At 67.5% G+C, this 26,759-nt stretch carries 23 protein-coding genes and 1 pseudogene; 18 read left to right on the top strand and 6 right to left on the bottom strand.

Going from position 1 to position 26,759, the window contains the following annotated elements; genetic code table 11:
- Positions 1–134 precede the first annotated feature (134 nt).
- A complete protein-coding gene (locus GO986_RS01450; RefSeq protein ID WP_157457425.1) occupies positions 135–2,156 on the bottom strand; it encodes a DNA gyrase subunit B in 2,022 nt (673 codons plus the stop codon).
- 292 nt (positions 2,157–2,448) lie between these two features.
- On the opposite strand from GO986_RS01450, the gene GO986_RS01445 reads away from it, so the two are divergent.
- The 3 genes from GO986_RS01445 to GO986_RS01435 all read left to right on the top strand — a co-directional run bounded on the left by GO986_RS01445 (position 2,449) and on the right by GO986_RS01435 (position 6,409).
- Positions 2,449–4,380, top strand: coding sequence for a vWA domain-containing protein (locus GO986_RS01445; RefSeq protein WP_157457424.1), 1,932 nt, complete (start codon positions 2,449–2,451; stop codon positions 4,378–4,380).
- A 33-nt stretch (positions 4,381–4,413) separates the two neighbouring features.
- Positions 4,414–4,896 carry a hypothetical protein gene (locus tag GO986_RS01440; RefSeq protein WP_157457423.1) on the top strand — a complete coding sequence of 161 codons (483 nt, stop codon included), beginning with the start codon at positions 4,414–4,416 and terminating at the stop codon, positions 4,894–4,896.
- A gap of 259 nt (positions 4,897–5,155) precedes the next feature.
- On the top strand, positions 5,156–6,409 hold the full coding sequence (locus GO986_RS01435; protein ID WP_369409070.1) for a LysM peptidoglycan-binding domain-containing protein: 1,254 nt from the start codon (positions 5,156–5,158) through the stop codon (positions 6,407–6,409).
- A 488-nt stretch (positions 6,410–6,897) separates the two neighbouring features.
- Here GO986_RS01435 and GO986_RS01430 read toward each other — a convergent pair whose 3' ends face one another.
- Positions 6,898–7,536: a chloramphenicol acetyltransferase gene (locus GO986_RS01430; RefSeq protein ID WP_157457421.1), complete on the bottom strand. Its 639-nt coding sequence runs from the start codon at positions 7,534–7,536 to the stop codon at positions 6,898–6,900.
- Between the two features lie 92 nt (positions 7,537–7,628).
- Between GO986_RS01430 and GO986_RS01425 the strand changes: the two genes are divergently transcribed.
- From GO986_RS01425 to GO986_RS01370, 12 genes are all read left to right on the top strand, one after another.
- Complete coding sequence (locus tag GO986_RS01425) at positions 7,629–7,913, top strand: ribosome-binding factor A (RefSeq protein WP_157457420.1); 285 nt, start codon at positions 7,629–7,631, stop codon at positions 7,911–7,913.
- A complete protein-coding gene (locus tag GO986_RS01420) occupies positions 7,910–8,311 on the top strand; it encodes an acyl-CoA thioesterase (RefSeq protein ID WP_224573016.1) in 402 nt (133 codons plus the stop codon). The genes GO986_RS01425 and GO986_RS01420 overlap by 4 nt, the downstream gene beginning before the upstream one ends.
- 189 nt (positions 8,312–8,500) lie before the next feature.
- Complete coding sequence (locus GO986_RS01415; protein WP_157457419.1) at positions 8,501–8,977, top strand: NUDIX domain-containing protein; 477 nt, start codon at positions 8,501–8,503, stop codon at positions 8,975–8,977.
- Between the two features lie 4 nt (positions 8,978–8,981).
- Complete coding sequence (locus tag GO986_RS01410) at positions 8,982–10,364, top strand: M1 family metallopeptidase (RefSeq protein ID WP_369409069.1); 1,383 nt, start codon at positions 8,982–8,984, stop codon at positions 10,362–10,364.
- Between the two features lie 64 nt (positions 10,365–10,428).
- Positions 10,429–11,247, top strand: coding sequence for a BON domain-containing protein (locus GO986_RS01405; protein WP_157457418.1), 819 nt, complete (start codon positions 10,429–10,431; stop codon positions 11,245–11,247).
- A 93-nt stretch (positions 11,248–11,340) separates the two neighbouring features.
- On the top strand, positions 11,341–11,658 hold the full coding sequence (locus GO986_RS01400; RefSeq protein WP_157457417.1) for a PadR family transcriptional regulator: 318 nt from the start codon (positions 11,341–11,343) through the stop codon (positions 11,656–11,658).
- On the top strand, positions 11,655–11,996 hold the full coding sequence (locus tag GO986_RS01395; protein WP_157457416.1) for a hypothetical protein: 342 nt from the start codon (positions 11,655–11,657) through the stop codon (positions 11,994–11,996). Before GO986_RS01400 ends, GO986_RS01395 begins: the two co-directional genes overlap by 4 nt.
- Entirely contained in the window at positions 11,993–12,730 is a 738-nt protein-coding gene (gene lepB / locus GO986_RS01390) for a signal peptidase I (protein ID WP_157457415.1), read from the top strand. Before GO986_RS01395 ends, lepB begins: the two co-directional genes overlap by 4 nt.
- Positions 12,731–13,032: 302 nt before the next feature.
- Positions 13,033–14,742 carry a sensor histidine kinase gene (locus GO986_RS01385; RefSeq protein WP_157457414.1) on the top strand — a complete coding sequence of 570 codons (1,710 nt, stop codon included), beginning with the start codon at positions 13,033–13,035 and terminating at the stop codon, positions 14,740–14,742.
- The gene (locus GO986_RS01380) at positions 14,739–15,767 is read left to right on the top strand and encodes a DUF4097 family beta strand repeat-containing protein (RefSeq protein WP_369409068.1); all 1,029 of its coding nucleotides are present in this window, start codon (positions 14,739–14,741) and stop codon (positions 15,765–15,767) included. Before GO986_RS01385 ends, GO986_RS01380 begins: the two co-directional genes overlap by 4 nt.
- A complete protein-coding gene (locus tag GO986_RS01375) occupies positions 15,764–16,420 on the top strand; it encodes a response regulator (protein ID WP_157457413.1) in 657 nt (218 codons plus the stop codon). Before GO986_RS01380 ends, GO986_RS01375 begins: the two co-directional genes overlap by 4 nt.
- Positions 16,421–16,843: 423 nt before the next feature.
- Positions 16,844–17,806 carry a CPBP family intramembrane glutamic endopeptidase gene (locus GO986_RS01370; RefSeq protein WP_157457412.1) on the top strand — a complete coding sequence of 321 codons (963 nt, stop codon included), beginning with the start codon at positions 16,844–16,846 and terminating at the stop codon, positions 17,804–17,806.
- A gap of 367 nt (positions 17,807–18,173) precedes the next feature.
- Here the strand turns inward: GO986_RS01370 and GO986_RS01365 are convergent, their stop codons facing one another.
- Genes GO986_RS01365 through GO986_RS01355 form a run of 3 tightly spaced genes read right to left on the bottom strand, consistent with a single transcriptional unit; the run spans position 18,174 to position 22,239 of the window.
- Entirely contained in the window at positions 18,174–19,589 is a 1,416-nt protein-coding gene (locus GO986_RS01365) for a gluconeogenesis factor YvcK family protein (RefSeq protein ID WP_369409067.1), read from the bottom strand.
- On the bottom strand, positions 19,586–20,425 hold the full coding sequence (gene rapZ, locus GO986_RS01360) for an RNase adapter RapZ (RefSeq protein WP_157457411.1): 840 nt from the start codon (positions 20,423–20,425) through the stop codon (positions 19,586–19,588). The genes GO986_RS01365 and rapZ overlap by 4 nt, the downstream gene beginning before the upstream one ends.
- A gap of 59 nt (positions 20,426–20,484) precedes the next feature.
- The gene (locus GO986_RS01355) at positions 20,485–22,239 is read right to left on the bottom strand and encodes an ABC transporter ATP-binding protein (protein ID WP_198170344.1); all 1,755 of its coding nucleotides are present in this window, start codon (positions 22,237–22,239) and stop codon (positions 20,485–20,487) included.
- 237 nt (positions 22,240–22,476) lie between these two features.
- Here GO986_RS01355 and GO986_RS22765 point away from each other — a divergent pair.
- The 3 genes and pseudogenes from GO986_RS22765 to GO986_RS01345 form a co-directional block, all read left to right on the top strand.
- A pseudogene (locus GO986_RS22765) lies at positions 22,477–23,285 on the top strand (ATP-binding cassette domain-containing protein); the annotation flags it as partial.
- Positions 23,268–24,179, top strand: coding sequence for an ABC transporter ATP-binding protein (locus GO986_RS22760; protein ID WP_369409073.1), 912 nt, complete (start codon positions 23,268–23,270; stop codon positions 24,177–24,179). The pseudogene GO986_RS22765 and the gene GO986_RS22760, both read left to right, overlap by 18 nt.
- A 175-nt stretch (positions 24,180–24,354) precedes the next feature.
- Complete coding sequence (locus GO986_RS01345; protein ID WP_157457410.1) at positions 24,355–24,549, top strand: hypothetical protein; 195 nt, start codon at positions 24,355–24,357, stop codon at positions 24,547–24,549.
- A gap of 83 nt (positions 24,550–24,632) precedes the next feature.
- On the opposite strand, the gene metG is transcribed toward GO986_RS01345, so the two are convergent.
- Positions 24,633–26,639, bottom strand: coding sequence for a methionine--tRNA ligase (gene metG / locus GO986_RS01340; protein WP_157457409.1), 2,007 nt, complete (start codon positions 26,637–26,639; stop codon positions 24,633–24,635).
- Positions 26,640–26,759: the final 120 nt, after the last annotated feature.

Below are 26,759 nucleotides of genomic sequence, written 5' to 3'. Positions count from 1 at the left end.
TATACGGATTCCGATGAAATCCGAGCGGACTTGGGAAGTTGCGCAGCAGAGCGAGCAGGAACAGATGCGGATTGCGCGAGATGGAAGCGCAGACGGAAAGGCACCGGCTGCGCTGCAATTAAGCGGAATCCGTATTACACGCTGATTTCGGCAAACCTCGCGTTTTCCTGAATAAAGGTCTTGCGGGGAGCGACCTCGCTGCCCATCAGGTTCTCGAAGACCTCGTTAGCCACGATCAGGTCCTCAATGCCCACGCGCTTCAGGGCGCGGGTTTCGGGATTCATGGTGGTGTCCCACAGCTGGTCGGCGTTCATCTCGCCCAGCCCCTTGAAGCGCTGGATGTCGTACTTCTTGCCTTCCTTGTTGGCGCGGGCCACATGCTCTTTCAGTTCCTCGTTGGTGTAGAGGTACGTGCCCTTCTTCTCGCGGCCCACCATGATGCGGTACAGGGGCGGCTGGGCGATGTAGAGGTAACCCGACTCCACCACCGGGCGCATGTAGCGGTAGAAGAACGTTAGCAGCAGCGTGGCGATGTGCCCGCCGTCCATGTCCGCGTCGGTCATGATGATGATCTTGTGGTAGCGCAGATTGGACAGGTCAAAGTGCATCCGGTCGCCCGTGCCTTCCACACCGGCGCCAATCGCGCCGATCAGCGCGCGGATTTCGGCGTTCTTCAGAATCTTGTTCAGCTCGGCCTTTTCGACGTTCAGAATCTTGCCGCGCAGGGGCAAGATGGCCTGAAAGCGGCGCTCGCGGCCACCCTTCGCTGAACCGCCAGCCGAAATGCCTTCCACGATAAACAGCTCGGATTCGCTGGGGTCCTGCGATGAGCAGTCGGCCAGCTTGCCGGGCAGGTCGTCGTTTTCCAGCGGGTTGCTGCGGCGCACGATGTCGCGGGCCTTGCGGGCGGCTTCGCGGGCGCGGGCAGCTTCAGCGGCCTTTTCCACGATGGTCTTGCCGACCTTGGGGTTTTCCTCCAGGAATTCGGCAAACTTCTCGCCCACCACAGCGTTCACGGCCGTTTGCGCCTCGCTGTTCAGCAGCTTGACCTTGGCCTGCGACTCAAACTGCGGGTCTTCCACCTCAACGCTGACCACGCAGTAAATCCCTTCCAGCAGGTCGTCGCCGCTGGGCGTGGGGTTGCCGCTCTTGATGAGGTTCTTGTCTTTGGCGTACTTGTTCAGGATGCGGGTGTACGCCGTCTTGAAGCCGGTCAGCGGGGTGCCGCCGTCGCGGGTGCGGATCATGTTCGCGTAGGTCAGGATGTTGTCGCTGGCGTAGGTGTTCGCGTGAATGAACGCGACTTTGACGTTCACGCCGCTATGATTGCCCGTCATGACGATGGGCTGGTCATACAGCAGTTTGGTGTCGTCGGTCACCAGGGCGCGGGCGAAATTGGCGATACCGCCCTTCTCATGGAAGATCTCCTGCTTGACCTGTCCGGCGTGCAGTTCGGTGCGTTCGTCGGTGATGACAATTCTCAGCCCAGTCAGGTAGGCCAGTTCGCGCAGGCGGTTGCGAATGCGGTCGTAGTTGAACTGGTTGTCGAACTCCTTGAAGATGGCGGGGTCCGGGTGAAACGTGACGCTGGTGGCCCACGTGACCGTGGAGGGGGTGTCGCCGTCAACTGTCAGGGGCTTGACCAGCACGCCTTTTTCAAAGCGGATGTTGTGCAGCTGGCCGTGTTTGTTGACGGTCACGTCAAGGAAGGTGCTCAGGGCGTTCACGACCGTCGAGCCGACGCCGTGCAGGCCGCCGGAGACCTTATACGCCCCCTGGCCGAACTTCCCACCTGCATGGAGCTCAGAGAAGATGACCTCGATGGCGGGGCGGCCCTTGCTCGCCATGATGTCGACAGGAATCCCGCGCCCGTTGTCGGTGACCGTGGCGGACCCGTTGGCGTGCATGGTGATGTGAATTTCGGTGGCGAAGCCGGCAAGCCCTTCGTCAATCCCGTTGTCAATGATTTCGGTCAGGAGCTGGTGGTAGCCATCGACCCCTGTGCCGCCCTGAACGTACATGCCAGGGCGCTTACGCACCGCGTCCATGCCTTCAAGCATGCTGATGTGACTGGCGTTGTATTCGGCGTCGGGACGGTTGGTGCTGGTGATCTCTTCGACGGGCGAGTCGTGGAGGGTGTCATCGGTTTTGGTCATGTCACTCCTGGGACGCGGCTCCGGGTGGGGCCAGCGTGTGATGGGGGAGAGGTGTAGGGAATTGCGCGTCCAGCCGCGCCTTCCAGCTCTGTTCAGTATACTACCAGAGTTGAAAAGGGTCAAATATTTTCTGTAAATAGCAGAATAAGCGAGGGAAAGTTGAAGGGGGAAGAATCGGTGTGTGGGCGGGCGCGCTTGGGCTTCTGGCTGGGGCTGGCCTAGCGGGTAAAGCTGGGTGTCGCCCGCTTCCCCGGTTTCCTGCGCAGAGAGTCGCCGTTACAATGCACGGCGAATGCTCCGCATAGCCCTGCTGTCTGCCTCATTGCTGGCCAGCGCCGCCAGCGCGCAGGAGGTGGCGTGCGCGCTGCCTCCTGCGCCGCTGCCCACCCGGACGCGGGCTGTCTTTGTGCTGGACACCAGCGGCAGCATGCGCGGTATCGGAGACGGGCGGGCCGACATCTTCGAGCGGGTCAAGGCGAGTATCGGGGCGTACGTGCGCGCGCAGCAGCCGGACCAGGTGGAACTGCTGACCTTCGATTCGGGCCTGCGCTCGCGCCGCACCTTCACGCGCCCTGCGGGCACCCCGGCGTGGAACGCGGCGCTGGGTGGCCTGAAGGCCGACGGTGAGAACACCTATCTCTACCGCAGCCTGCGTGACGCCCTGGCGCCCCTGTCGGCAGCAGGCGGCGCGGTCACGCAGGTGTTCGTGCTCACCGATGGCCGCGACAACGACACCCGAGCGGCAGGTCAGGCGGTCAGTCCCCAGGCCGCGCTGGCAGCGTTTCAGGGGCGCGGCGCCCTGGACCGCCTGACCTACATTGCGCTGGGCACCGATATTCCCCCCGAAGCCCAGGCGGCTGTGCGCGCCAGTGCCTATGCCAGCGGCCTGACTGTGCCGGTGGGTGAGGTGCCGGCCCTGACCGCTGCGGGCCTGGAAGGCGGGCTAAGGGTGGCCGGCAGTGACGGCACCCTGCCTAGCCCTTTTCCGGCGGGCACACCGCTGACGGTGGCGGGCGCGGGGCTGCGCAGTGGCGCTGGCGCCCTGACCCTGACCGACCTGCGCCCAGGCCGAGCGGCACTGCTGTGTGCGCCGCCCGCCGCTGGCGCCGGCTGGTTGGCCGCCCGGCCCCGGCGGGTGCTTGTGCGCGCTGAATTGCCGGCCGGGGCCCTGCGCTGGCTGAACCCCGGTGCGGCGCGGCAACTGCGGGCAGGCGACGACCTGGTGCTGCGGTACCGCGCGGCGCCGGGCCTGAATCCGGCGGCGGCCACGCTAGGTGCCCTGGGAGAAGGCGTACGCGGCAGCCTGGAGGCGCGGCCCGGCGCGCGGGAATTTGCGGTGCGTCTGACCGGCCTCAGGCCCCAGCCAGGCCAGACGTTCGTTCCCACCCTGACCTTTCCGGGGTCGCCCCCTCTGGCGCTGCCTGAACTGGTGGGGGCGGCGGGGGGCCGGGTGCTGCCAGAGCCGGCCGGGTCCTCGCCGCCGGCCACACCAGCCCGCGCGATTCCGGCGCTCTCGGCGGTGTCGCTGCTGGTGGCGGCGCTGGTGGCCGCGCTCCTGGTTCTGGCGGCCCTCAGTCTGCGCCGCCCCGCCGCGCCGCGCGCTCGCCTACGCCCCAGTGCGCCGCCCGCCGTCGAGGGCCTTACCTACCGCGAGGACCGCACGCTCTCGCTGGTGTCGGCGAGCGGGGACGTGACGGGGGTGCCCACGCCTCTGGGCGGCCCCTTTGATCTGGGGCAACTGTCCAGTGTGCCGCACCTCAGCGGCCTGCGCGCTGAGCAGCACCGCGCCGGCCTGCGGATTTTGCGCGTGCCGCCAGACCTGGAAGTCAGTCAGGGGGCGCGGCTGGTGCAGCCGGGCGACGTGATTCGGCCAGGGACGCTGCTGGGGGTGGCGGTGGCCCGCCCAGCACGCGCGCCTCATCCCACCCTGGGTGAACTGACCGGTCTGGGGCTGCCACTGGCGCTGCACACCGCTGGGCCCACCTTGCGGGTGCGCGGCCCTTACGGCGAACACGCCCTGACGCTCCACGCGCCGGTTACCGACCTGGGCCGCGTGCTGCGGGCGCCCGCCCTGGAAGACCTGACGGTCAGCCTCAGTGGGCGTGAACTGCTGCTGCTGCGCGTCCCGGCCCACCTTCAGGTGCGGGCTGCGGGCGAGGCCCAGCCCCTGCTCGGCGGAGCGGCGCTGCCGGCCCACGCGGTCGTGGACTTTCTGGCCGGTTAAGGGCCCGGCGCGTCCCCTGCTACGCTGGCAGCCATGGAGTTCCTGCGCCAGCTTCACGGGTATCAGATTGTCGGGTTTCCTATCCCGCTGTTTCCCACCCCATTGGCCCTGCTGACCCTGGTGCTGTTTGTCTGGAGCCTGGGCCCGGCGCTGAAACTGCAGGTCGGCACGCCCTTTCTGGTGTGGCTGCGCCTGACCTGGGCCGGGCTGCTCCTGCCGGGCGTGACGGGCATCCTGCTGGCGCTGGGCGGCCTGAAAGTGCCCAGTGCCACCGATATGGGCGGCGGCGCCACCAAGTACGGCTACGCCGCCGACCCCAGCCGCGACTGGGAACACTGGATGTACACGGGCTTTTGCCTGCTGACCCTGTACGTCATCGAGGTGCTGGTCAAGGGGCGAATGGTCGAGCACCGCATCGGCCTGAGGCTGCTGCCCGTGGCGACGCTGTTTCTGTACGGCTGCGCCTACATGGTGGGGCGTGTGGCGGTCTTTCCGGGCAGCACCCCCGGCACCTGAACCGAGAAGCCAATCGCTCCATCGGCCCCGGCACTGCCAGGACGACGCTGCGGCCCGCCTCAACGGACGCCGATGAAATCCGGGCGGACTCGCAGAGCTGCGCAACAGAGTAAGAAGGAGAGCAGACGGTGCTTTTCCGGCTGTGCCGTCATGAAGCGGCATCTGTGCTCAACGGCGCGTCAGCTTCACTTCACACCCGCGTGGCACAACTGTGATGAGGTGTGACCCCATGCGGCGACTGCTTTCTCTTCTTCTTCTGGTGAGTCTGGGTTCCGGCCTGGCCCTCACGCCGCCCACTGTGACCGTCAAATCAGGTGACACCCTGTATAAGATCGCCACCCGTGCGGGTCTGGGTGTGGCTCAGCTTCAGCAACTCAATGGCCTGACTGGCACGACCATCCGCGCCGGTCAGGTGCTGCGCGTGCGAGCGGTGACCTCATCTGCCCCCAATTACACCGTCCGGGCCGGCGATACCCTCCGCCGGATTGCGGCGCGGGCCGGGGTGTCGGTTGCGGCGCTCAAGGCCGCCAACGGGCTGCGCGGCGACGCCCTGCAACGGGGCCAGCGCCTGTCTGTGCCGCCCGCCGCCCGCCCAGCGCTGCGCCCCACCACTGAGGTCCGCACGGTGTATAGCTACGTCTGGGTGGGCGTCAAAGACACGCCGCAGGTGCTGGCGGCCCGCTACCGCCTGAGCCTGGACGGGCTGCGGCGTCTGAACGGCCTGAGCACCTACCGCGCCGTCGTGCCGGGCAAGAAGCTGCTGGTGCCCATGCGGGTGCCGGTGCCCATTCCGCCCCGGCCGCAGCGCCAGCCAGTGACCTTCAAACGGCTGAAGCCCCTGAATGTGCCCGTGCAGATTGCCAATGTGGACCTGCGCTGGCGCGACGTGCTGGTGGCCCCAGTGCTGCCGTCCCGCCGCCTGACCTTCAGCACGGGCGCGCGGGTGGGCGACCTGGCTCGGCGCAGCGGGGCGCGGGTGCTGGTGAATGGGTCGTATTTTCACCCGCAGTCGTATGCCCCGGCAGGTGACATCGTGACCCAGGGGCGGCTGCTGACCTGGGGCCGCATTCCGCAGGCGCTGACCATCACGCCTGACAACCGCGCGGCCTTCCGGGTCAGTGCGGTGGCGGCCCTGGGACGCCCACTAGATACCTCATGGGCCGGGCTGGAAACCGTGGTGGCGACGGGGCCACGCATCCTGAGCGGCGGCCAGGTCGTCACGCGCTACAGCACCGTGTTCCGCGATCCGGCGCTGTTTGGCCGCGCCGCCCGCAGCGCTGTGGGCCTGATCGGCAACCGCGACCTCGTGTTTGTCAGCACCCATGCCCGCCTCACCACCACCGAGATGGGCAAGGTGATGACCCGCCTGGGCGTGCGCGACGCCCTGCTCCTGGACGGTGGCAGCAGCGCGGGCATCGCCTGGAATGGCCGCGCCGTGCTGGACAGCGTGCGTAAGGTCAGTTATGGCATTGGGGTCTTTACAGAGTATGCGGGGCGGCGGTACGTGAAATAGAGAAGGGGGGAGGGTCAACCGAGACCGCCGGTAGTTCTGGCAGCAGAATCTAGAACGGCCAAGGAAGATGATCCTCAACTGCTTCTTAGGCGAACGAAGTGAGGCACGCCAAGAGACAGCGGCAGTAACTGGGACGGCAGTGAAGCGGTCATACGGACTCCGATTGAATCGAGCAGAATGCTCGATGAAATCCGAGCGAAGCGAGAAGCAACAGATGCGGATTTCACGATATGGAGACACAGACGGCGCCTTCCCGGCTGTGCTGCAATGAAGTGGAATCCATATCAGGTCTAGAGGTGGCCAATCGGCTCTTCGCTAAAAACAGCCTGGCCATCCCCTCTATCGGAGACTGACAACAGCCCATGCGTGCTGGGCAGCCCTGGCAGTCCAGCTCCTGTTGCGTCGGCCTCGTCTCAACCGAGTGTGCGAGAGAGTAAAAAGCAGACGGCGTTTTGTGACCGTGAGCGCGCTCCGGCGCCCGAGAAATCTCAGGTCAGGCTCGCCGGGTCGTCCAGAAGCGTCTGCACCGCCTCAAAGTAGGCGCCCACGTGGCGCCCGTCCATTAGCGCGTGGTGGACCTGCACCGACAGCGGCATCTGCCAGCGCCCGCCCACCTCGGTAAACCGGCCGGTGCTCAGGCGCGGAATAGAGTCGGCCGGGGCCAGTGGCATGGCGTGGGTAATGGCCGTAAAGGCGACCCAGGGCAAGCTGGAAAGATACAGCACGTCGTCTTGCACGGGGTCTTCGTCCAGACCGGGTTGCGCGCGGCTGGCGGCCAGGGCAGCGGCGGCTCCCTGCAAAAATCCCCGCGCATCGGGCTGGTACGGCAGCAGGCAAAAGTGAAACAGCTCGCTCTCGGCCCCGGCGTCGGTCACCGAGGGATGAACGCTCTCATGTTCCACCACCTCGTCCCCCCGAATCCGCCAGCGAAAGGGTGTGAGTTCGTTGGCCGCGCGGCTCAGCACGTAGGTCACAGCTGGCGTAAAGGCCACCTGCCGCCCCTGCACCTGGGTCCGGAAAGCCGTGATGTCCACCGGGGCCGTGACGCTGAAATGCGGCTGGGTGTAGCCCCGGAAAAAGTCAAAGTGGGGCCGGCGCGGCCAGGTGTTCAGGTCCAGGGTCTTCATGTCATCAGGCTAGAGCAGGGCGCCCAGTCGCCCGTCATGCCGTACCATGCGGGGATGCCGCGCTTCTCCCTTTTCTTTTCCTGGTGGCGACCATGAGGACCGAGCAGCTGCAGGCACAACTGCTGCGCGTGCTGAGTGACGCTATTGCCGGACTGCAAGACCCCCGTGTGCCCATGATCGTGACGGTCGAGCGGGTGGCGCTGACCCCCGACTACAGCCTGGCGCGGGTGTACGTCAGCTCTATGTCCGGCGAGATGGAAGACCTGCTGGAAGCCCTGCGCGGCGCACGCGGGCACCTTCAGCGCCAAGTGGCCGATCAGGTGCGGCTGCGGCGCACGCCCACCCTGGAGTTCTACGCGGCTGGAGAGCGCTGGTGAGCGCCTTTGTCTCGGTGCTGCGCGTGCGCTACGCCGAGACCGACGCGATGGGGGTCGCCCACCACGCCGGCTATCCAGTGTGGTTCGAGGTGGCGCGCACCGACGCCATGCACGCGCTGGGGCTGCCGTACCGCGAGGTGGAGGCGCGCGGCTACTACCTGATGCTCTCAGGCCTGAACGTGGAGTACCGCCGCGCCGCCCGCTACGACGACGAACTGCACATTCATGCCCGCCTGAGCAGCGTGCGCTCCCGTACCCTGACCTTTACCTATGAGGTGCGCCGGGCAGAGGAGGTGCTGGCCACGGGCGAAACGCGCCACATTGCCACGGACCACACCTACCGCCCAGCCCGCCTGCCCGACGACCTGCTGGCGCTGCTGCAAGGCGCTGTCAGCTGAAGCAGAGGTGACCTGGGCCAGTTGCCGCTGGCCTCTGCACAAGTTGAACGAGCAGGCGGCTTCAACCCTTGAGATGGACAGAGTTAGCCGGTCTGGCAAAGGGAACGGCGCCGTCTGCATAGTCTTCAAAGCCCAGGTCTCCCCGCGTGGCCCTGTGATTTCAGTCAAATGCTCTAGACTGCCGCTCTGATGAGTCACCTGTCCCGTACCCTGCCGGTCAAGCGGGCCGCCCACGTCTATCTGGTACAGGACGGCCACCTGCTGCTGGTCGAAGAACGGATGGACGACGGCAGCATCTTTTATGGTCTGCCGGGCGGCAAGGCCCTGCCGGGCGAAACCCTGGGCGACGCGGCGGTGCGGCAGGTGCTGGTGGAAACCGGCCTGACCGTGACCGACCTGATGTTTGTCAGTCTGCTTGAAGGCGAACTGCTGACCGGCACCCGCAACGAGTGCTACGCCATTTTTGGCCGCTTTACTGCCACCTTCCACGGCTCGATTGACCCGACCGACCCTGAGGTCGTGGGGGTCAAATGGGTGCCGTTTGACCAGATCGAGGGGCTGGTGCGTTACGGCCCGCCCCCCGAGGTCGAAGAACGCAATCCGCTGCTGTGGGTGCCCACGCGCGACTTCGTGCAGGGTCAGCCCCGCTCGTACTACCCGATTTAAGGCGGTGCGGCGGGCAGCGCTGGCCCTGACCCTCACGCTGCTGGGCGCGGCGCTGGGGCAGCCGCTCCCGGCGCCGGCCTGGGGCGATTCTGTCTATCCCCAGCTGGGACAGGCCGGCCTGGATGTCACGCACTATGACGTGACGCTCCGCGTGGCCCGTCCCGGCACGCGCACGCTTCAGGGCGAGGTGACCCTGACGGTGCGCGCCGTGAAGGCCCTGCCGCTGCTGAGCCTGGACTATCTGGGCGCGGCCGTGACGGGCGTGACCTGGGACGGCGGAGCCGTGCCGCACGAGCGCACCCCTGAAAAGTTGCTGGTGCGCCGTCCCCTGGCGGCGGGGCAAACCGCCCGCGTGACCGTGCGGTTTGACGGCGTGACGGGTGAGGTGCCTGACCCATCGCTGCCGGGCGCGCTGGGCTGGCAGGCGGTGCCGGGGCCTGGGGGCGGCGTCAACTTTGCCTACAGCGAGCCGGACGGCACCCGCGCGTTCCTGCCAGTCAACGACCACCCAGCCGACCCGGCCACCTTCACCCTGCGGGTTACGGTGCCCCCAGGCGTCACGGCCGCTGCCAGTGGGGTGCAGACCGGTGTGCAGCCGGTGGTGGGCGGCCGCACCTTTACCTTTGAGCAGCGCCAGCCCATTCCCCCATATGCCCTGGCCCTACACCTGGGGTCGCTGGAGCGGGTGGACCAGTCAGCGGTGGTCTCGGGAGGAAAACAGGTGGCGCTACGCGACTATTTCCCACCGGGCATCCCGCCTGCGGTGCGCGCGCCTTACGCCCGTACCGGCGAGATTCTGCGTGTGCTGGGCGAGTGGTTTGGGCCGTATCCCTTCGAAACCTATGGTTCGGTGGTGGTCACTCCACCCCTGCCCGCCCTGGAAACCGCCACGCTGTCCACCATGCCCGTCACCTCCAGCTCGGTGCGCGTCATTGTGCATGAGGCGGCGCACCAGTGGTTCGGCAACAGCGTGGTGCTGGGCGACTGGGCCGACACCTGGCTGAACGAGGGCTTTGCCACCTACGCCGAACTGGTGTGGGCGCAGAGCCAGGGCGAGGACGGCCAGGCGATGGTGCAGGGCTGGTACGCCCGTTTGCAGGCGCGCGGCACCCGGCCCCTGGTGGCCCGTGCGGCGGACGACCTCTTTGACGGCAGCGCCTACGCACGTGGCGCCCTGGCCCTCCATGCGGTGCGAGTGACCGTGGGTGACGCGGCCTTTAAGAGCTTCCTGCACATCTACGTCCGCCAGCAGGCGGGGCAACCCACCCGCACGGCGGACCTGCTGAGGTTGGTGCGCGCGCAGCTGGGTCAGCCGGCCGAGGCGGTCCTGCGCCGCTGGATAGAGTCGCCGGCCCTGCCCCCACTGCCGGGCCTTCAGACCCCCTGAAGCTCATCTTTACCCAGGCTGAAGGCAGCGGCCCTGACCAGAGGGGGGCGTGTACGCTGCCCCCATGTGGCCTTTTGGAAAGAGCACGGCGGACCGCGTCAAGGACGCGCTGAACGAGCAGCCTCGCTTGAAAGACCTGGGGCTTCAGGTCCAGGAACGCGGCGGCGCGGTCACGGTGAGCGGGATGGTGCCCAACGAGCGCTACCTGCCTCTGATTCGCGTGGTGGCGGAGGGGATTAACGGCGTCAAGAGCGTAGACGTGAGTGGCGTGACCTTCGAGCAGGCCAGCTCTGCACCGGTGCAGAACAGCGCCACAGCCTCTCCTTCAAGCTCGTCAGACAATGCGGGCCAGACCACCCTGCCGGAACTCAAGCCCCAGGTGGCCCCCACGACCGGCAACCTGAACGCCCGTCCCGCCGCCGCACAGCCCCAGGAACTGGAGCCCATGCCAGAGGCGGAAGTGGCTGAACTGGAAGACCGCAGCCGTATCGCCAAAGCTGTCCTGAAGGCGCTGCGTGGCAACGGCGAACTGGCCGACGACCCCATTGATGTGCTGCAAAGCGGCAAGACCATCATCCTGCGCGGCGTGGTGGACAGTGACCACGAGCAGCGTCTGGCCGAGAAGCTGGCCCGCGAGGTGGACGGGGTGGCAGGTGTGGACACCAGTGGCCTGCGTGTGGCGGCGGGTGCCAAGGCTCTGGCCAAGGAGAAGGACGAGATCAGCGGTGACACGGTGTACACCGTCAAAGCCGGCGACAGCCTCTCGGAAATTGCTCAGAAGTATTACGGCGACGCCATGCAGTACAAGAAGATTGCCCATTACAACAACATCAGCAACCCCGACCTGATACAGCCGGGCCAGAAGCTGCGCATTCCGGGCTAAGCGCCTGACACGATCAAGAGGGCACCTGAGTCGTCTGGGTGCCTTTTTATGACTCATCACTCTCAGACTCTGATATCGGAATCTGATACCTATATGGACATCAATCTTTTCAAGGGCAACCTTGACCTGATCTTGCTCAGCGTGCTGGAACGCGAAAGCGGGTATGGCCTGGACCTAGCCAAGCGGGTGCAGGCGCTGACCGATGGGGCCATTACCCTGAACGCGGGCAGCCTCTATCCAGCGCTGCACCGCCTGGAGCGCGCGGGATTCTTGCAGACCAGTGAAACCACGCTGGCGCGGGGCGGGCCCCCGGTGCGCACCTACGTCCTGACCGACGCGGGCCGCGCCGAACTCGTGCGCCGCCGCGAAGGGTACTCGGCCTTTGACCGGGTGCTCAGGAGCCTGTGGTGAGCGCCCTGCCCCCCGAAGCCCACACGTACCTGCGCCGGGCCACCCGGCTGCTGCTCCCGCGTGCACAGCGCGCCGCACACGCCGAGCTGCACGCCCACCTGCATGGCCTGATGCATGACGCGCTGGTGCGGGGCCTGCCGGCAGGCGACGCCTGGCCAGTGGCTTTGCGGGCGGCGGGTCCGGTCTGGCCCCTGGCGCTGCGGCTGGCGGCGGTGCATACCCTGCCTCCTCTGCGCGCCGCGCTGCTGGTGGGGGCGGCCCTGGGCGGCGCTGCCTACGCCGTTCAGGCGGGTGGGGCCAGTGCCCCGGCGGCTCAGCTGACCCCGGAGCGGCCATGACAGGTGACTGGCGGCGCGCCTGGGGCTGGGTGCGCGAGTGGTTTCAGCCCCTCGCCGTTGCCCTGCTGCTGACCCAGTTCGGTGCCTCGGCCGTGCGGGTGGACGGCGCCAGTATGCTGCCCGCCCTGCGCCACGGTGAATGGCTGGTGGTGGGCACTGCGGCCGGCTGGGCGCACCGCCTGGGGCTGAGCGGCTACGCGCGGGGCGACATCGTGGTGTTCAAGCCGCCGCGTGAGGCGGCCTACGAGTGGACCAACGTGTACCGCGGCCTGCCTCTGCCCTGGCGGTACCGGCCTTTTCTGGTCAAGCGGGTGGCGGGGCTGCCTGGGGACCGTGTGGCGCTGCGTGGCGGCGTGGTGTGGGTGAATGGCCAGCCTCTGCCCGAGGAAGCCACCAAGACTTACTGGGCCGCCTTTTGCCCCGATACCACCAGCCTGGTGGCCAACAGCGTGGCGGCCAGCCCTACCCGGACCACTCTGGCTGAGGTCACGGTACCGCCGGGGCATTACTTCGTGCTGGGCGACAACCGCAGCCCTGGTGGCAGCCTGGACAGCCGCACCTTTGGCCCAGTGCCAGTGGCCGACATCGCCGGGCGCGCCGCAGCCAGCGTGTGGCCCCTCCTGCGCCCCGAGCGCGCGGTGCCGCCCTGCGACGGCCAGCCGCAGCCCGAACGCCGCGTGAAACTGGAGGGTGAGACCCAGATTGGTCCCCGCCTGCTTCAAGGTACGCATTGAAAATGGCTGAGGCATGTCGGGTGCTGGCCAGCAGGAACCGGACGGTGGCTTGCTGGTGATTTGAAGGATGGGATGACGCTGTCCTCTTGAACATTGGCGAAACATCTCCTTCTGCGGAAGTTGCGCTCTGTCACAGCCACCCAGCCTGCTCTATCCCTCGGCACGTCCGCTTTGTTCAGTCTCTCTGAGCGCCTGGAAGCCCACTCTGCCGCCCCTCCTCTACAGCTCTCCAGCGCGGTCTTGATGCCCATGCGCCTTTCGGGGGACGCTGCAGTGCTGGCCGGCCCGCTAGGCTGCGCGGCATGATAAGGGTCATGGGAGCACCTGCGCCGCCTGCCCGCCGCCTGCACCGCGGCGCGCTGGGCGACCTGCTGGACCCTGCGACCTACCGCGCCGCCCTGTATGTACTGCTCTCGCTGCCGGTGGGCGGCGCGGTGGCGGGGCTGCTGACTGCGGCTGTGGTGGGCGGGCTGCTGACCCTGCCCGTGGTCGTTGGGGCCGGGTTCCTACTGGCCGCGCTGTGGCTGGTCTCGGCGCTGGGCGACGTGCAGCGCGTCCTGATTGGGTTGCTGGGGGTACGGGTGGCGCGGCCAGCGGCCCCAGCAGGACCGGGCGGGCTGCTGGGCTGGCTGGGGGCCACGCTGGCCAATCCGGTCACCTACCGCACGCTGCTGTTTCACGTTATCCAGTTGCCGCTGAGCTTGGTGTGCTGGGTGGTGCTGTGTACCCTGCTCGCTATTCAGGTGCTGGGGCTGGGGGCGCCGCTGTGGGCCATGAATAGCGCCGTGCCCGTGGTGTGGGGCGAGTGGACGCTGCGGCCCGGCGCGCTGTCGGTGGCGGGGCTCATGCTGGCGGGCGCCGGCGCCCTGCTGGTCAGTGCCGGCGTCCTGAGCGTCATGGGCCGCATGTGGACCCGTCTGGGTGTCGCGCTGCTGGCCCCAGACGGCGACGAGGCTGCGCGGCGCGAGGTCGTGGCGCTGCGCCGGGCGGCGGGCCGGGTGGCCCTGGGTGACGACCTCAACGCCACCCTGGCTGACCTGACCGAACAGGCCTGGCAGGCCAGCACGGCGATGGCGGTGGCGCTGGACGCGCCGGACGGCTCGCGCCGCGCGGTCAGTGGTGTGCCGGGCGCCTGGCCCGCCGCCCAGGAACCGGGGCCCGCCCCCGGCGAGGCCAGCGTGCACGCGCTGCCCGGCGGCGGCTGGCTGGCCACCTTGCCCGTCACGCTGCCAGCGTCGGCCGGCACGCTGGACGGAGGCACCCTGCGCGCGTGGTATCCGGCTGGGGGTCGGCCCAGCGCCGATGAGCTGGCGTTTTTGCTGTCCATTGCCGACCACGCCGGCACCGCGCTGCACGCCGCGCAGCTTATTGAGCGGGCCGGGGCGCGGGCCGGTGAACAGGAGCGCGCCCGCCTGGCCCGCGAACTGCACGACAGCGTGGCCCAGGCCCTGTACGGCATCACCCTGGGGGCCAAGACCGCCCGCGCCACCCTGGAACGCGACCCGGCCAAGACCCGCCAGAGTCTGGACTACACCATCCGCCTGGCCGAGGGCGGCGTCTCGGAAATGAAGGCCCTGCTGTTCAGTCTGCGCCCCGACGCGCTGGAAGAGGGTGGGCTGATCGCTGCCCTGACCCAGCACGCGCACGCCCTGGAAGCCCGCCACGGCCTGACCGTTCACGCCGACCTGCGCGCCGAGCCTGACCTGGACCCCGACGCCCAGGCCGCCGCCTACCGCGTGATGCAAGAAGCGCTGCACAACGTGGTCAAGCACGCCCGCGCCCACACGGTCTGGCTGGGTGTGGCCCAGGAGGGCCGCTGGGTGACCCTGAGCGTGCGCGACGATGGCCGGGGTTTTGACCCGCAGGCGCAGGGGCGCGGCACCCTGGGCCAGCGCTCCATGCGCGAGCGGGCGGCGGGGGCCGGGGGCTACCTTCAGGTCACCTCTGAACCTGGTCAGGGCAGCGTCGTGACCCTGACCCTGCCCCGAGTGCTGCCCGGAGGCGGCGCGTGACCACGCTGCCGCCGTCCCGGCCGCTGCTGCCGGTGCTGGGGCGCATGGCGCTGGGCCTGGGGCTGGTGGCCGGGGGCCTGGGGATTTTCTGGCAGGCCTCGCCGCGTAGCCTGACCCCCGGCATGAGCGTGCAGAGTACGCCGCTGTCGGTGCCGCTGGACGGGCCGCTGCCACTGGACCTGGCCAGCAGCGCCGCCCTGAGTTTTAACGGCGACCGGGTCAACGTGCAGCTGTCTGCGCTGCCCGCAGGCAGTGACCAGGCGGTGCAGGGGCACGTGTATCACCGCGCGCGCAACCCCGTGCAGGCGGAAGTCTCCCGCCAGGGCCGCGCGATCACCGCGCGGGTGGCCCTGATTGTCAGTCCGGTGCCTGTTCAGGTGGTGGTGGTCAATGGCCCTGAACCGGTGCAGCACCGCCTGACCCTGGGGCTGGCGCGGGGGCTGCCGCTAAGGCTGAGCAGCGTGACCACCAGCGGTGAGCAGGTTCTGGCACTGGCCGCCCTGCGGGTCCAGGCGCTGAACCTGAGAACCGAGAGCGGGCGGGTCAATCTGGACTTGCCAGGGCGCCCCGCAGGCCCGGTCAGCGTGGTGACGCGCAGCGGCGACGTGACCCTGACCGCCCCCGCCGGCAGCGCGCCGGACGCTCTGCGGGTTAACACCACCAGCGGCGACCAGGTGCTGAACTTAGGCAGCCTGACGACCCAGACGCTGGGCGTGGGCAGCGGGAGCGGTCAGGTGAGGATGACCCTGCCAGCTGTCTCAGGCCGGGCGTCGGTGACCACTGGCAGCGGCGATATCGTGCTCAGCGCCACGCCCCGCACCAGAGGCGCGCTGGACATCCGCACGCAGAGCGGGCGCGTCACGCTGCGGCTGCCTGAGACGCTGCGTACCCGCGTGCGCTTTGCCGACCGCGACACCGTGAACTGGCCGCGCGGCGCCCCGGTCAGCCCCACCCCGGCCCTGGACATCTTTGTGGACGCCCCGCGCGGCGACATTACTCTGACCCCCCTGGAGGAAACCCGATGACCACCCCTGCCCCCGTCCGTGTGCTGTTGGTTGACGACCACGCCGTTGTTCGCCAGGGCCTGCGCCTTTTTCTGGGCCTGGACCCGCTGATTGACGTGGTGGGCGAGGCCGCCAACGGCGAAGAAGCCCTTCAGGCCGCCGCCGAGCTGCGCCCTGATGTGGTCATCATGGACCTGATGATGCCGGTCATGGACGGCATCACGGCCACCCGCAGCCTTAAGCGGCAGCATCCCGACACCGAAGTGATTGCCCTGACCAGCACTCTGGAAGAGCACAAGGTTAACGGCGCCATTGAGGCTGGGGCCATCAGCTACATGCTGAAAGACGCGTCCAGTGACACCCTGGCCGACGCCATTCACGCGGCGGCGCGCGGCGAGGTGCGGCTGCACCCCGAAGCGGCCCGGCGGCTGGTGCGCGACTTCCGGGGCGGCGAAATGCGCGAGACCCTCACGCCCAAAGAAACGATTGTGTTGCAGCTGTTGGCCCACGGCTACAGCAACAAGGACATTGCCGCTGACCAGGGCGTCAGCGAGGCCACTGTCAAGACCCATGTGTCGCGCCTGCTGGGCAAACTGGGTCTGGACAGCCGCACCCAGGCGGCGCTGTACGCCCTGAAACACGGCGTCGCCCAGTTAGATGGGATAGAGCTGTAAGGCCGGGGCCGCGCCGGAGCCAGTGGGTCACCGAAGCGGGAGGCAAGCGGTCATACCGCGCGGTGCAGTCGTTCCAGAGGTCTCTGTAGGCCGGTTGGGCAGAGGCGTCAGTGCCGCTTAATCCGCTGTTCGTGAAGGTGGATGGAGCGTTGGATGTGAAAAGGCGATGCGGCGGCGGCAGACCACTGCAGCTTCCGAGTGGGCTTGCGTAGCGGCGAAGCCGAGCAAGCAACTCGTGATGTGAACTCGGCGAAGTGAAGGAGAGCTGTGGCTTTCCAGGGTGGCCTGGAATTAGGACCATCCCATTTGCGTTGCGGGTCACCGCTGGAATGCGGCCTGCTGAGCTGCACTGAGGGGCACCTCTCCTGCCTCTTCAAGCGACCCCACAGGCGCAGGTCTGCCCAGGCGCGGTAGGCTCGCGGCATGACGGTGCCGCCTGCTCAGCCTGACCTGACTGCCCCAGCCACTTCGCCGGGGTCCCGCCCCATCCGAGCCGTGGATGGCAACCGCGCGGCGCTGGCGCTGCTGGCGGTGCAGAACGTGGCCTCGGCGGCGCTGCTGGCCCTGGGGGTGCCGCTGGGCACCTCGCTGCTGCTGGCGTTCTGCGTGGTGGTGCTGACTGGCGTGCTGCTGTTTCGCCCAGCGCTGCGGGCGCTGACCCAGGACACGCGCTGGCGCACGCCGCCGGCCTGGGGAATTGCCCTGGCCGCGTTCGTGCTGGCTTTTCTGGCGTCACGGGCGTTCGTGCTGGCTTTTGTCACCCTGTTTCCCCAATCGGCCGACAGTGTTCCGCAGTTCCTGAGCCGTGGGGCTGACCTGTGGGTGCTGCTGCTGGCGGCGGGCCTGCTGGTGCCCTTTGCCGAGGAGGTGGCCTTCCGCGGTCTGCTGATGCGGGGTCACGAGCGCGCCGCTGGCTTCGGGGTGGCGGCCCTGACCAGCACTTTGGTGTTTTCGCTGGCCCACGGCGTGCCGGCCAGCGTGGTGGGTATTCTGCCGCTGGCCTATGTGCTGGCCCGCCTGGTGCAGCACACCGGCAGCCTCTGGAACAGCGTGATTGTCCACGCCCTGAACAACACGCTGGCGGTGGGGCTGGGCAGCCTGCTGGCGGGGCGCCTGCCCGCCAATCAGGAGCAGGCCACCGAGCTGCTGAAAAATCCGGCGCTGGCGGTGCCCCTTTCGATTGGCGCTGCCCTGTTTGGCACGGTGGTCTTGGTGGTCCTGCACCTGTGGCTGACCCCCAAACCAGACCCTCAGGAACGCAGCGCGCCGGGGCCGTGGCTCAGCGCCTCGCTGGTGGCGGTCGTGCTGTTCGGGGTGCTGGCGGCCCTGGCCACCCTGCCGGGTGTGATGGGCTGGCTCACCTCTGCGCGCGACGCCCTGCGCTAAAGCTGAGGTTTTGGGGTTTTGCCAGTTTGGGGGTTTTAGGGCTGGACTAGGGTGCTGCAAAGCCGGCCGGCCACTTCTGGGCTTCTGCCTGGCTCCTTGGCCTTTGGCTGGAGCGTGCCCATGTCCGAACAGCATTGGTTGGCCCACGTTAGCCCCGTCAGCCCGCTTAGGTTCCTTCTGGTTTCGCTCAAATGGACTCGGAGAGTTTGGAGGCTGCCTGGCGTCAGGGAGAGCGCCAGCCGGTCTTCTCACGCCGATTACTCCGCATGCACCTCCCAAAGAGGTATAGGGTCAAGTGCCGACACAATGGTCCGATGCTCACCCTCAGGCCAGCTGCCGGATAAGTGCTCCCGCTTCCCACTGTCTTTCAATTCTGGTCGCGTTTCGGGGCGGCGTGCAGCAGGGCCTGGGCCAGCGCTGCCGGGTCGTGGCGGGCCTGCCCCGGTTGCAGCAGCGGCAGCACCACTGCACGCCCGCGCAGATCGCGCCCCGCGCCACTGAGGTTCAGCAGGTGGGCGCCGTTCTGGGCGTAGCGGGCCGTCACGTCGCGCGGCGGCACGGCGCTATTGACCAGCACGCAGTCCGGGGCGCGGCCCAGGTGACGGGTAATTGCCTGCACATGCTCCTCAAGGGTCAGGTCGTCTGTTTCGCCGGGTTCGGTCATCAGGCTGGCCACATAGATGACGGGCGCCGGCGCCGCGCGAATTTCGCGGGCGATATCGGGCACCAGCAGCGCCGGAATAATGCTGGTGTACAGGCTGCCTGGCCCCAGCACAATCTGATCGGCTTCACGGATGGCGTGCAGCACTTCGGGCAGGGCAGGCAGCGCCGGGGGGTCCAGGCGCACGTCCTGAATCTGGGCGTCCCCCACCTGAGCGGCAAAACCGCTCTCGCCGCGCAGCACCCGGCCGTCACTCAGGCGGGCGACGAGGGTGGCCGGCTGGGTGGTCGCCGGATACACCCGGCCGCGAATCCGCAGCACCTCGTGAATGTCCAGCATGGCCTCACTCAGGCCGCCCTGCTCCTCGCTCAGGGTGGCGAGCAGCAGGTTGCCGAAGGTATGGCCTTCCAGGCCGTCGCCGCGCTCAAAGCGGTGCAGCAGCAGCCGGGCCATGACCGGGCTGTCCGAGAGGGCGGCGTAGCAGTCGGTCAGGTCGCCGGGCGCGATCATGTCCAGGGACGCCCGCAGCCGACCCGACGAGCCGCCGTCGTCTGAGACGGCCACGATGGCGGTGGTGTTCCCGGTGTGGACGCGCAGCCCGGACAGCAGATTGCTCAGGCCGGTGCCGCCGCCCACCGCCACGATGCGGGGACCCCGCGCGAGGTGGCGGCGCTGGTACATCAGGTCCACCGCCTGCTCGGGGGCGGTGCCGGTGCCGCGCAGCACCGAGCGGTTGAGCATCATGATGCTCCACAGGGCCCCGAACAGCGCGAGCAGCATCAGGGCCATGCCGCCCGTGTACAGCGGCATGATTTCGGGGCTGACAAGGTGGTTGACCCACAGAATCCAGCGGGTGGCCGCAAAGTGCAGCGGGCCGGTCCAGGTAAAGTGCAGCACGCCCACGGCGCCGATAAACGTACACACCACGAACAGGGTCAGCCAGCGCTTGACCCCCAGGCCGGGCGACATCCACATCTTGGCGCGCCGGGTGGCCCGGCGGCCCCGGCGCAGGGTCTCGGTGCCCAGTGACCCGGTGCCCAGGGCGTCGGTGCCCAGCGGTTCCGGCCCGCCCACCAGCGGCGCCCGCCTGCCCTGCTCGCGCGGCAGGGGCGGGCCGCTCATTCTCCGTCCACTTTCATGTCGCGGTGGTCCATCACGTTGACGTTCAGGTCCTCAAGGTCCTGCGCCAGGCGGGCGGCCACCGCTACGCTGCGGTGCTGGCCGCCCGTGCAGCCCACCGCCACTGTGTAGCCGTGCCGGCCCGCCGCCCGCGCCCGCTCGGCGGCCACCCGCACGAAGTCGCGCAGCTCGGTGTAAAACTGCTCGGCGGCCTCGTCGCCAAAGGCGTAGCGCGCCACCCCAGCGTCCAGCCCCGTTTTGGGGCGCAGGGCGGGGTCGTAATAGGGGTTGGGCAAAGAGCGCACGTCCAGCACCATGTCCGCGTCACGCGGGGGTGCGTGCTTGAAGCCAAACGACATCAGGCGCAGGGTAAAGCTGTTTTCCAGCCGGAACAGACCCCTCACCCGCTCGGCCAGTTCCTTGGCACTCAGGTCAGTGGTGTCAATCACGGTATCGGCAATGGCGCGCAGGGGCGCCAGCAGGTCACGCTCACGGGCAAAATCCACCATCAGGTTCTCGCCCAGCGGGTGTTCGCGCCGCGTGAAGTTGTAGCGCTTGAGCAGCACGTCGGAATGGGCTTCCAAAAACAGCACCCGCAGGTCCTCGCGGCGGCGCGACAGGCGGGTGTAACTGGTTTCCAGCGCCCCCAGAAAGTCGCGGGTGCGCGCGTCGGTGCTGATGGCCACGCACTTGAGGCTCCGGGCCGTCACCAGGTCATGCATGGCCCCCCAGAGTTCCGGGGGCAGATTGTCCGTGATAAAGAAGCCGGCGTCCTCCAGGGTACGCAGCGCGGTGCTTTTTCCACTGCCGGACAGGCCAGACACGACCACAAAGGGCATGGGGGCAGTGTAGCGCGGGGGGATGAGCCCAGGGCGACCCCGCTCCTGGACGCCCCGCCTTACGCGACGTCCAGCCGCTGTGCGGCGTGCAGCTGGGCGTAGCGGCCACCCCTGGCCAGCAGGATGTCGTGCTGCCCCTGCTCGGTCACTTGGCCGTTTTCCACGACCACGATGCGGTCGGCGCCCTGAATGGTCGCCAGGCGGTGGGCGATAATCAGCGTGGTGCGCCCGCGCGCCAGTTCGGTCAGGGCGGCCTGAATAGCCCGCTCGGTTTCGGTGTCCAGGGCCGAGGTGGCCTCGTCCAGAATCAGGATGGGCGGGTTTTTCAGAAAGATGCGGGCAATGGCCAGGCGCTGCTTCTGTCCGCCCGAGAGCTTGACGCCCCGCTCGCCAATCACGGTGTCCAGGCCGTCAGGCAGCGTGGCGATCCAGTCGTCCAGGCGCGCGCGGCGGGCAGCGGCCCAGAGCTCGGTCTCGGGGGCCTCCAGCCGCCCGTAGGCGATGTTCTCGCGCAGGGTGCCGGCGAACAGAAAGACGTCCTGCTGCACGATGCCAATCTGGGACCGCAGCGAGGCCAGCGTGAAGTCCCGGACATCGGTGCCGTCAATCGTCACGGCGCCTGCCCCGACCTCGTAAAAACGGGGCAGCAGGGAACAGAGCGTGGTCTTGCCTGCGCCCGACGGGCCGACAAAGGCCACGGTCTCGCCGGCGGGAATGTCCAGCGTCACGCTGCGCAGCACCGGCTGGGACCCCGTGTAAGTGAACTCCACCTGGTCATACCGCACCGCGCCGCGCAGGGCCGGCGCCGCCTGCGCCCCAGGCCGGTCTGCAATGTCCGGGACAATGTCGAGCAGTTCGGTGTAGCGGCGAAAGCCGGCAATGCCCTTGGGGTAGGTTTCCAGCACCGCGTTGATCTTCTCGATGGGGCGGAAGAACACGTTCACCAGCAGCAGGAAGCCCACAAACTCGCCGGGCGTCAGCTGACGCTGCAGCACGAAGTAACTGCCCGCCACCATCACGACTGTCTGCGTCAGGCGCATGGACAGGTAACTGAGCGAGAGGTTGGCGGCCATCAGCCGGTAGGCGTCCAGTTTGGTCTGGCGGTAGCGGCGGTTGTCCTGCGCGAACAGCTGGCGCTCGTGGGCCTCGTTGGCAAAGGCCTGCACCACGCGGATGCCGCCCACATTTTCCTCAATGCGGGCGTTAAACCCGCCCACCCGGCTGTACAGTTCCTGCCAGTTGCGGGTCAGGCGGCCACCGTAAAAACTGGTCAGGCAGGTGGTCAGCGGCACCACCACCAGGGCCACCAGGGCCAGGTTGGCATTCACCTGAAACATCAGGAAAAAAGCGCCCAGCAGCGTCATCACGGCGATGAACAGGTCTTCCGGGCCGTGGTGGGCCACCTCGCCAATCTCTTCGAGGTCTTTGGTCAGCCGGGCGACCAGATGCCCAGTCTTCTGCGAGTCGAAGAAGGTCAGTGACAGCTTTTGCAGGTGGTCAAAGGCCTTGCGGCGCATCTCGGTTTCGATGTTGATGCCCAGCATGTGGCCCCAGTAGGTCACCACCGACAGCAGGCCCGTATTCAGCACATACAGGCCCACCAAGCCCAGCGAGGCGAAGACGATAGCGCCCCAGTTCTGGCCGGGCAGCAGCCGGTCGATGAACAGCTGAACGGCGATGGGAAAGCCGAGTTCCAGAATGCCGGACAGTACAGCGCAGGAGAAATCCAGCAGAAAGAGGCGCCGGTAGGGGCGGTAATAGCCCAGGAATCGGCGCAGCAGCGGGGCAGAAGGGTCAGGGGTGATAGATGTCATAAGGGAGGGGACGCCGGGCGTTCAAGCCACTCTAGGCGACTTCCGGCGAAAATCACTCTGCGAAATGGCCAGGAGGCGCAGCGGCAGCCACGCCACACCGGGACCAGAGCAGTATAACTTGACTAAATAAGTCGGATTAATCAGGATATGTGGAACTGTCTGACGCCTGACTGGCGGCCTGCGGCGGCCCTGTCCTCTTTTGCCCACCCTGTTTCTTTTCTCCCGGAGCCCGTTGCGATGACCCAGCCCCTGATTGATGTTCAGCACCTGAGTGTAAGTTTCCAGACCGATGACGGCGTGGTCGAGGCCGTCAAAGACGTCAGTTTCAGCATTCTGCCCGGTGAGACGGTCGCCATCGTGGGAGAGTCGGGCAGCGGCAAGAGTGTCAGCAGCCTGGCCATCATGGGGCTGCTGCCCCGGCCACCGGCGCGCATTGACGGCGGTGAAATCCTGTTCCGCACCCGTGGCGGGCAGGTCGTCAACCTGCTCAAACAGGGCGAAGGGCCATGCAGCGCATCCGTGGCAACGAAATCGCCATGATTTTTCAGGAACCGATGACCAGCCTGAACCCGGTGTACACCATCGGGGACCAGATTGCCGAGGCCATCATGCTGCACCAGCGCAAGAACCGCGCCGACGCCTTTGCACACACGCTGGAGATGCTGCGGCTGGTGGAAATCCCGAACCCGGAAGCCCGCCTGAAAGCCTACCCGCACCAGCTGTCGGGCGGGATGCGCCAGCGCGTGATGATCGCCATGGCCCTGTCGTGCAACCCGGCCCTGCTGATCGCCGATGAGCCCACCACCGCGCTGGACGTGATTGTGCAGGCCCAGATTCTGGACCTGATGCGCAAGTTGCAGCGCGAGACCGGCACCAGCATCCTGTTCATCACGCACGATCTGGGCGTCGTCGCCGAGATGGCCGACCGCGTGGTCGTCATGCAGCGCGGCGAGATGGTCGAAACCGGGACGGTACAGGCCATCTTTCAGCAGCCGGAGCACCCCTACACCCAGCGCCTGCTGGACGCCGTGCCGCGCATTGACGAGGCCCGCCCCGCCCCCGAGCGCCGCGACCGCACGCCCCTGATTGAGGTGGACCACCTTCAGGTGTACTTTCCGGTCAAGGGTGGGCTGCTCAACCGCGTCCAGGGACATGTCAAGGCCGTTGACGGCATCTCGTTTGACATCCGGCGCGGCGAACTGTTGGGCCTGGTGGGCGAGTCTGGCTCAGGCAAGACCACCGCCGGGCGGGCCATTCTGCGCCTGATTGAACCTACGGGCGGCGATGTGCGGTATGACGGGGTGTCGCTGCGGGGCCTGAGTGCGGGGCAGCTGCGTGCCTACCGCCGCAAGATGCAGATTATTTTTCAGGACCCCTTTGCCAGCCTCAACCCGCGCATGACGGTCAGTGACATTCTGGCCGAGCCGCTGGTGATTCATGGGCTCGCCACCAGTGACGCTGCCCGGCGCAAACGGGTGGCCGAGTTGCTGGACATGGTGCAGCTGCCTACCACCGTCATGGCGCGCTACCCGCACGAGTTTTCGGGTGGGCAGCGCCAGCGCATCGGCATTGCGCGCGCCCTGGCCCTTCAGCCCGAATTTATCGTGGCCGACGAGTGCGTCTCGGCGCTGGACGTGAGCATCCGCAAGGAGGTGCTGGAACTGCTGCGTCAGCTCAAGGATGACCTGAACCTGACCATGCTGTTTATCTCGCACGACCTGGCCGTGGTCGAGAGCATCGCCGACCGTGTGGCCGTCATGTACCGGGGCCACCTGGTCGAGCTGCAAGACGCCCATACCCTGTACCGCCAGCCGCAGGACGACTACACCCGCGCGCTGCTGAGCGCTGTGCCCATTCCCGACCCGCAGGTCAAGCGCGAGCGGCTGCCCTGGGACGCCGCCGCCTACGCCCAGCGCCACGCGCAGCGGCAGGTGCCCTGAGATGTGCCGCTTTCCCGTGCAACTGGCGCAGCTGGACGCCCTGCGGGTGATTACCCAGTGCGAACACGCCACCGTGGCGCTGGTCTGGGGCCACTGCACCTAGCACCTGCAACCCGCTGACTTTTTTGCGCTGGCCGACCTGCTCCGGCGGCCGGAGGGTGCCGACGCCTGCTTCGTGCTGGACGAGTACAGCGACAAGAGCCTGCTGTGGTGCGGCGACAGCGCCCTGGTGCTGCGCGGCGAGGCGCGCGCCGAATTGGCGGCGTTGGTGTGGCAAGCCGCGCCGCTGGTCGAACTCGAGCCGGGCCGGGCCGCCCGCCGCCTGGGCCGGGACGGCGTGTTCGCGGCCGCTGCGCCCATGCTGCATTAGCGGCGTCGGCCCTCAATAGGAAAAGCCGGGAACCTTGGTGTTCCCGGCTTTGCTGGTCTCTGGCATGACGGCCAGCAGCAAGGTCAGCGCACCTTGGTTCCGCTGGGGAGGTCCAGGCGCAGGCCCACGAGGTCCAGGTTCCCCTGGTCATCCTCGGCGGCCAGAATCATGCCCTGAGACTCGATGCCGCGCAGCTTGGCGGGTTTCAGGTTGGCCACCAGAATCACCTTGCGGCCCACCAGGCTTTCGGGTTCAAACCAGGTGCGGATGCCGCTGACCACCGTACGCTCTTCCTCGCCCAGGCGCACCGTCAGTTTCAGGAGCTTGTCCGCCTTGGGCACCGCCTCGGCGGCCAGCACCTCGGCCACGCGCAGGTCAATGCGGGCAAAGTCGTCAATGGAAATCAGGGGCTGTTCCGGGACGGTGGGGGTGGCGGCAGGGGCAGCGGGGGCAGGTTCAGTCTGGGTCATGGGGGTCTCTTTCGGGGGCTTGGTGGCTTTGGGGGCCGGGGCAGGTGCCTCGGTCGCAGCTGTGGGTTCTTGTGCTTTGGGCTCGGGCTTGGGAAACAGAATCGCGCCGCCCTGCACGCGGGTGCCGGCGGGGGTCAGGCCCCAGGCGGCGGCCAGGGTGTACGACTGGCCGCCCAGGCCCAGCTGCGCGCGCAGGTCGCGGGCCTTGGCCGGAATCACGGCTTCCAGGGCCACGCTGGCCACGCGCAGGCCCTCGGCAGCGGTATACAGCACCGTGTCGAGGCGCCGGGCGGTGTCCTCACTCTTGGCCAGGTTCCAGGGCGCGCTCTCGGCGATGTAGCGGTTGAGGTCGCGCACGAAGTTCATGGCCGCTTCGATGGCCATATTGATTTTCAGTTCGTCCACCAGGGTCAGAATCTGACCGGGCAGGGCCAGCGCCGCCGCCTCAATCTCGCGCTCGCGGTCGGTCAGCTCCTGCGCGGCCGGAATGGCGCCGCCCCGGTATTTCTGAATCATGGAAATCGTGCGCGACAGCAGGTTGCCCAGGTCGTTGGCCAGGTCGCTGTTCAGGCGTGAGACCAGAATGCCCTCGCCGTAGGGGCTGTCGGCGCTCAGGGTCGCCTCGCGCAGCAGGGTGTAGCGGATGGCGTCGGTGGGGTACTGATCCACCAGGGCCTCGGGGTCAATGGCGTTGCCCAGAGACTTGCCCATCTTGCGGCCGTCCTCAGCCAGGATGTGGCTGTGAACCACCAGGCGGCGGTAGGCCGGCAGGCCAGCGGCCTTGAGCATGGTGGGCCAGAACACCGCGTGCGGCTTGAGGATGTCCTTGCCGATGACGTGCCAGGCGGTGCCAATCACGTCTGGGCGCTCACCTTTGCTGACCGGCGCCGAGACGTAATTCAGGAGTGCGTCAAACCACACGTAGGTCACGTGGTCGGCGTCCCAGGGCAATTCGATGCCCCAGGGCACGCGGCTCTTGGGCCGGCTGATGCTGAGGGGCCCAATCGGCTCTTTCAGCATTTCCAGCACCTCGTTGCGGTAGCCGGCTGGCTGAATAAAGTCGGGGTTCTGCCTGATGTGCTCCAGCAGCCACGCCTGGTACTTCTCCATGCGGAAGAAGTAGTTGGCCTCGCGGCGCAGTTCGGGTGGGTCCTTGTCGCCGGGGTAGCGGCGCACGCCGTCACTGCCCTCAACCAGTTCCTTCTCGGTGACGTACCGCTCGGCGCCCACCGAATACAGGCCCTCGTACTCGTCAAAGTAAATGTCGCCGGCGTCGTACACCCGCTGCAAGATGTCCTGCACAAAGCGTTTGTGACGGCCCTCAGTGGTGCGGACAAAGTCGTCGTAGCCAATGTCCAGGCGGTCCCACAGGCCTTTGAAGGCGCGCAGGCTCAGGTCATCCACAAAGACCTGCGGCGTCTGGCCGGCCTTGGCGGCGGCCTTGGCAATCTTCTCGCCGTGTTCGTCGGTGCCGGTCAGGAAAAAGACCTCGCGCCCGGCAAGGCGCTGGTAGCGGGCGATGGCGTCGGCCAGAATTTTCTCGTAGACGTGGCCGATGTGCGGGGCGCCGTTGGCGTAGTCAATGGCGGTCGTGATGTAAAAGGGGTCGGCTTGGCTCATGGGGATTCCTTTCTGTCCGGCCCTGACCCAAACGGGAGCGGCCTGGGCAGGCAAACGGCTTTCAGAATAAGCGGCAACAGGAAGCGGGGCGCCCGGCCTGACCAGAGCGCCCCGCGCGGC

The sequence above is a fragment of the Deinococcus arboris genome (assembly GCF_009755355.1).
Classification (GTDB): domain Bacteria; phylum Deinococcota; class Deinococci; order Deinococcales; family Deinococcaceae; genus Deinococcus; species Deinococcus betulae.
Note: the sequence above shows the minus strand (reverse complement) of the source record. Positions and strands in the feature narration are given on the sequence as shown.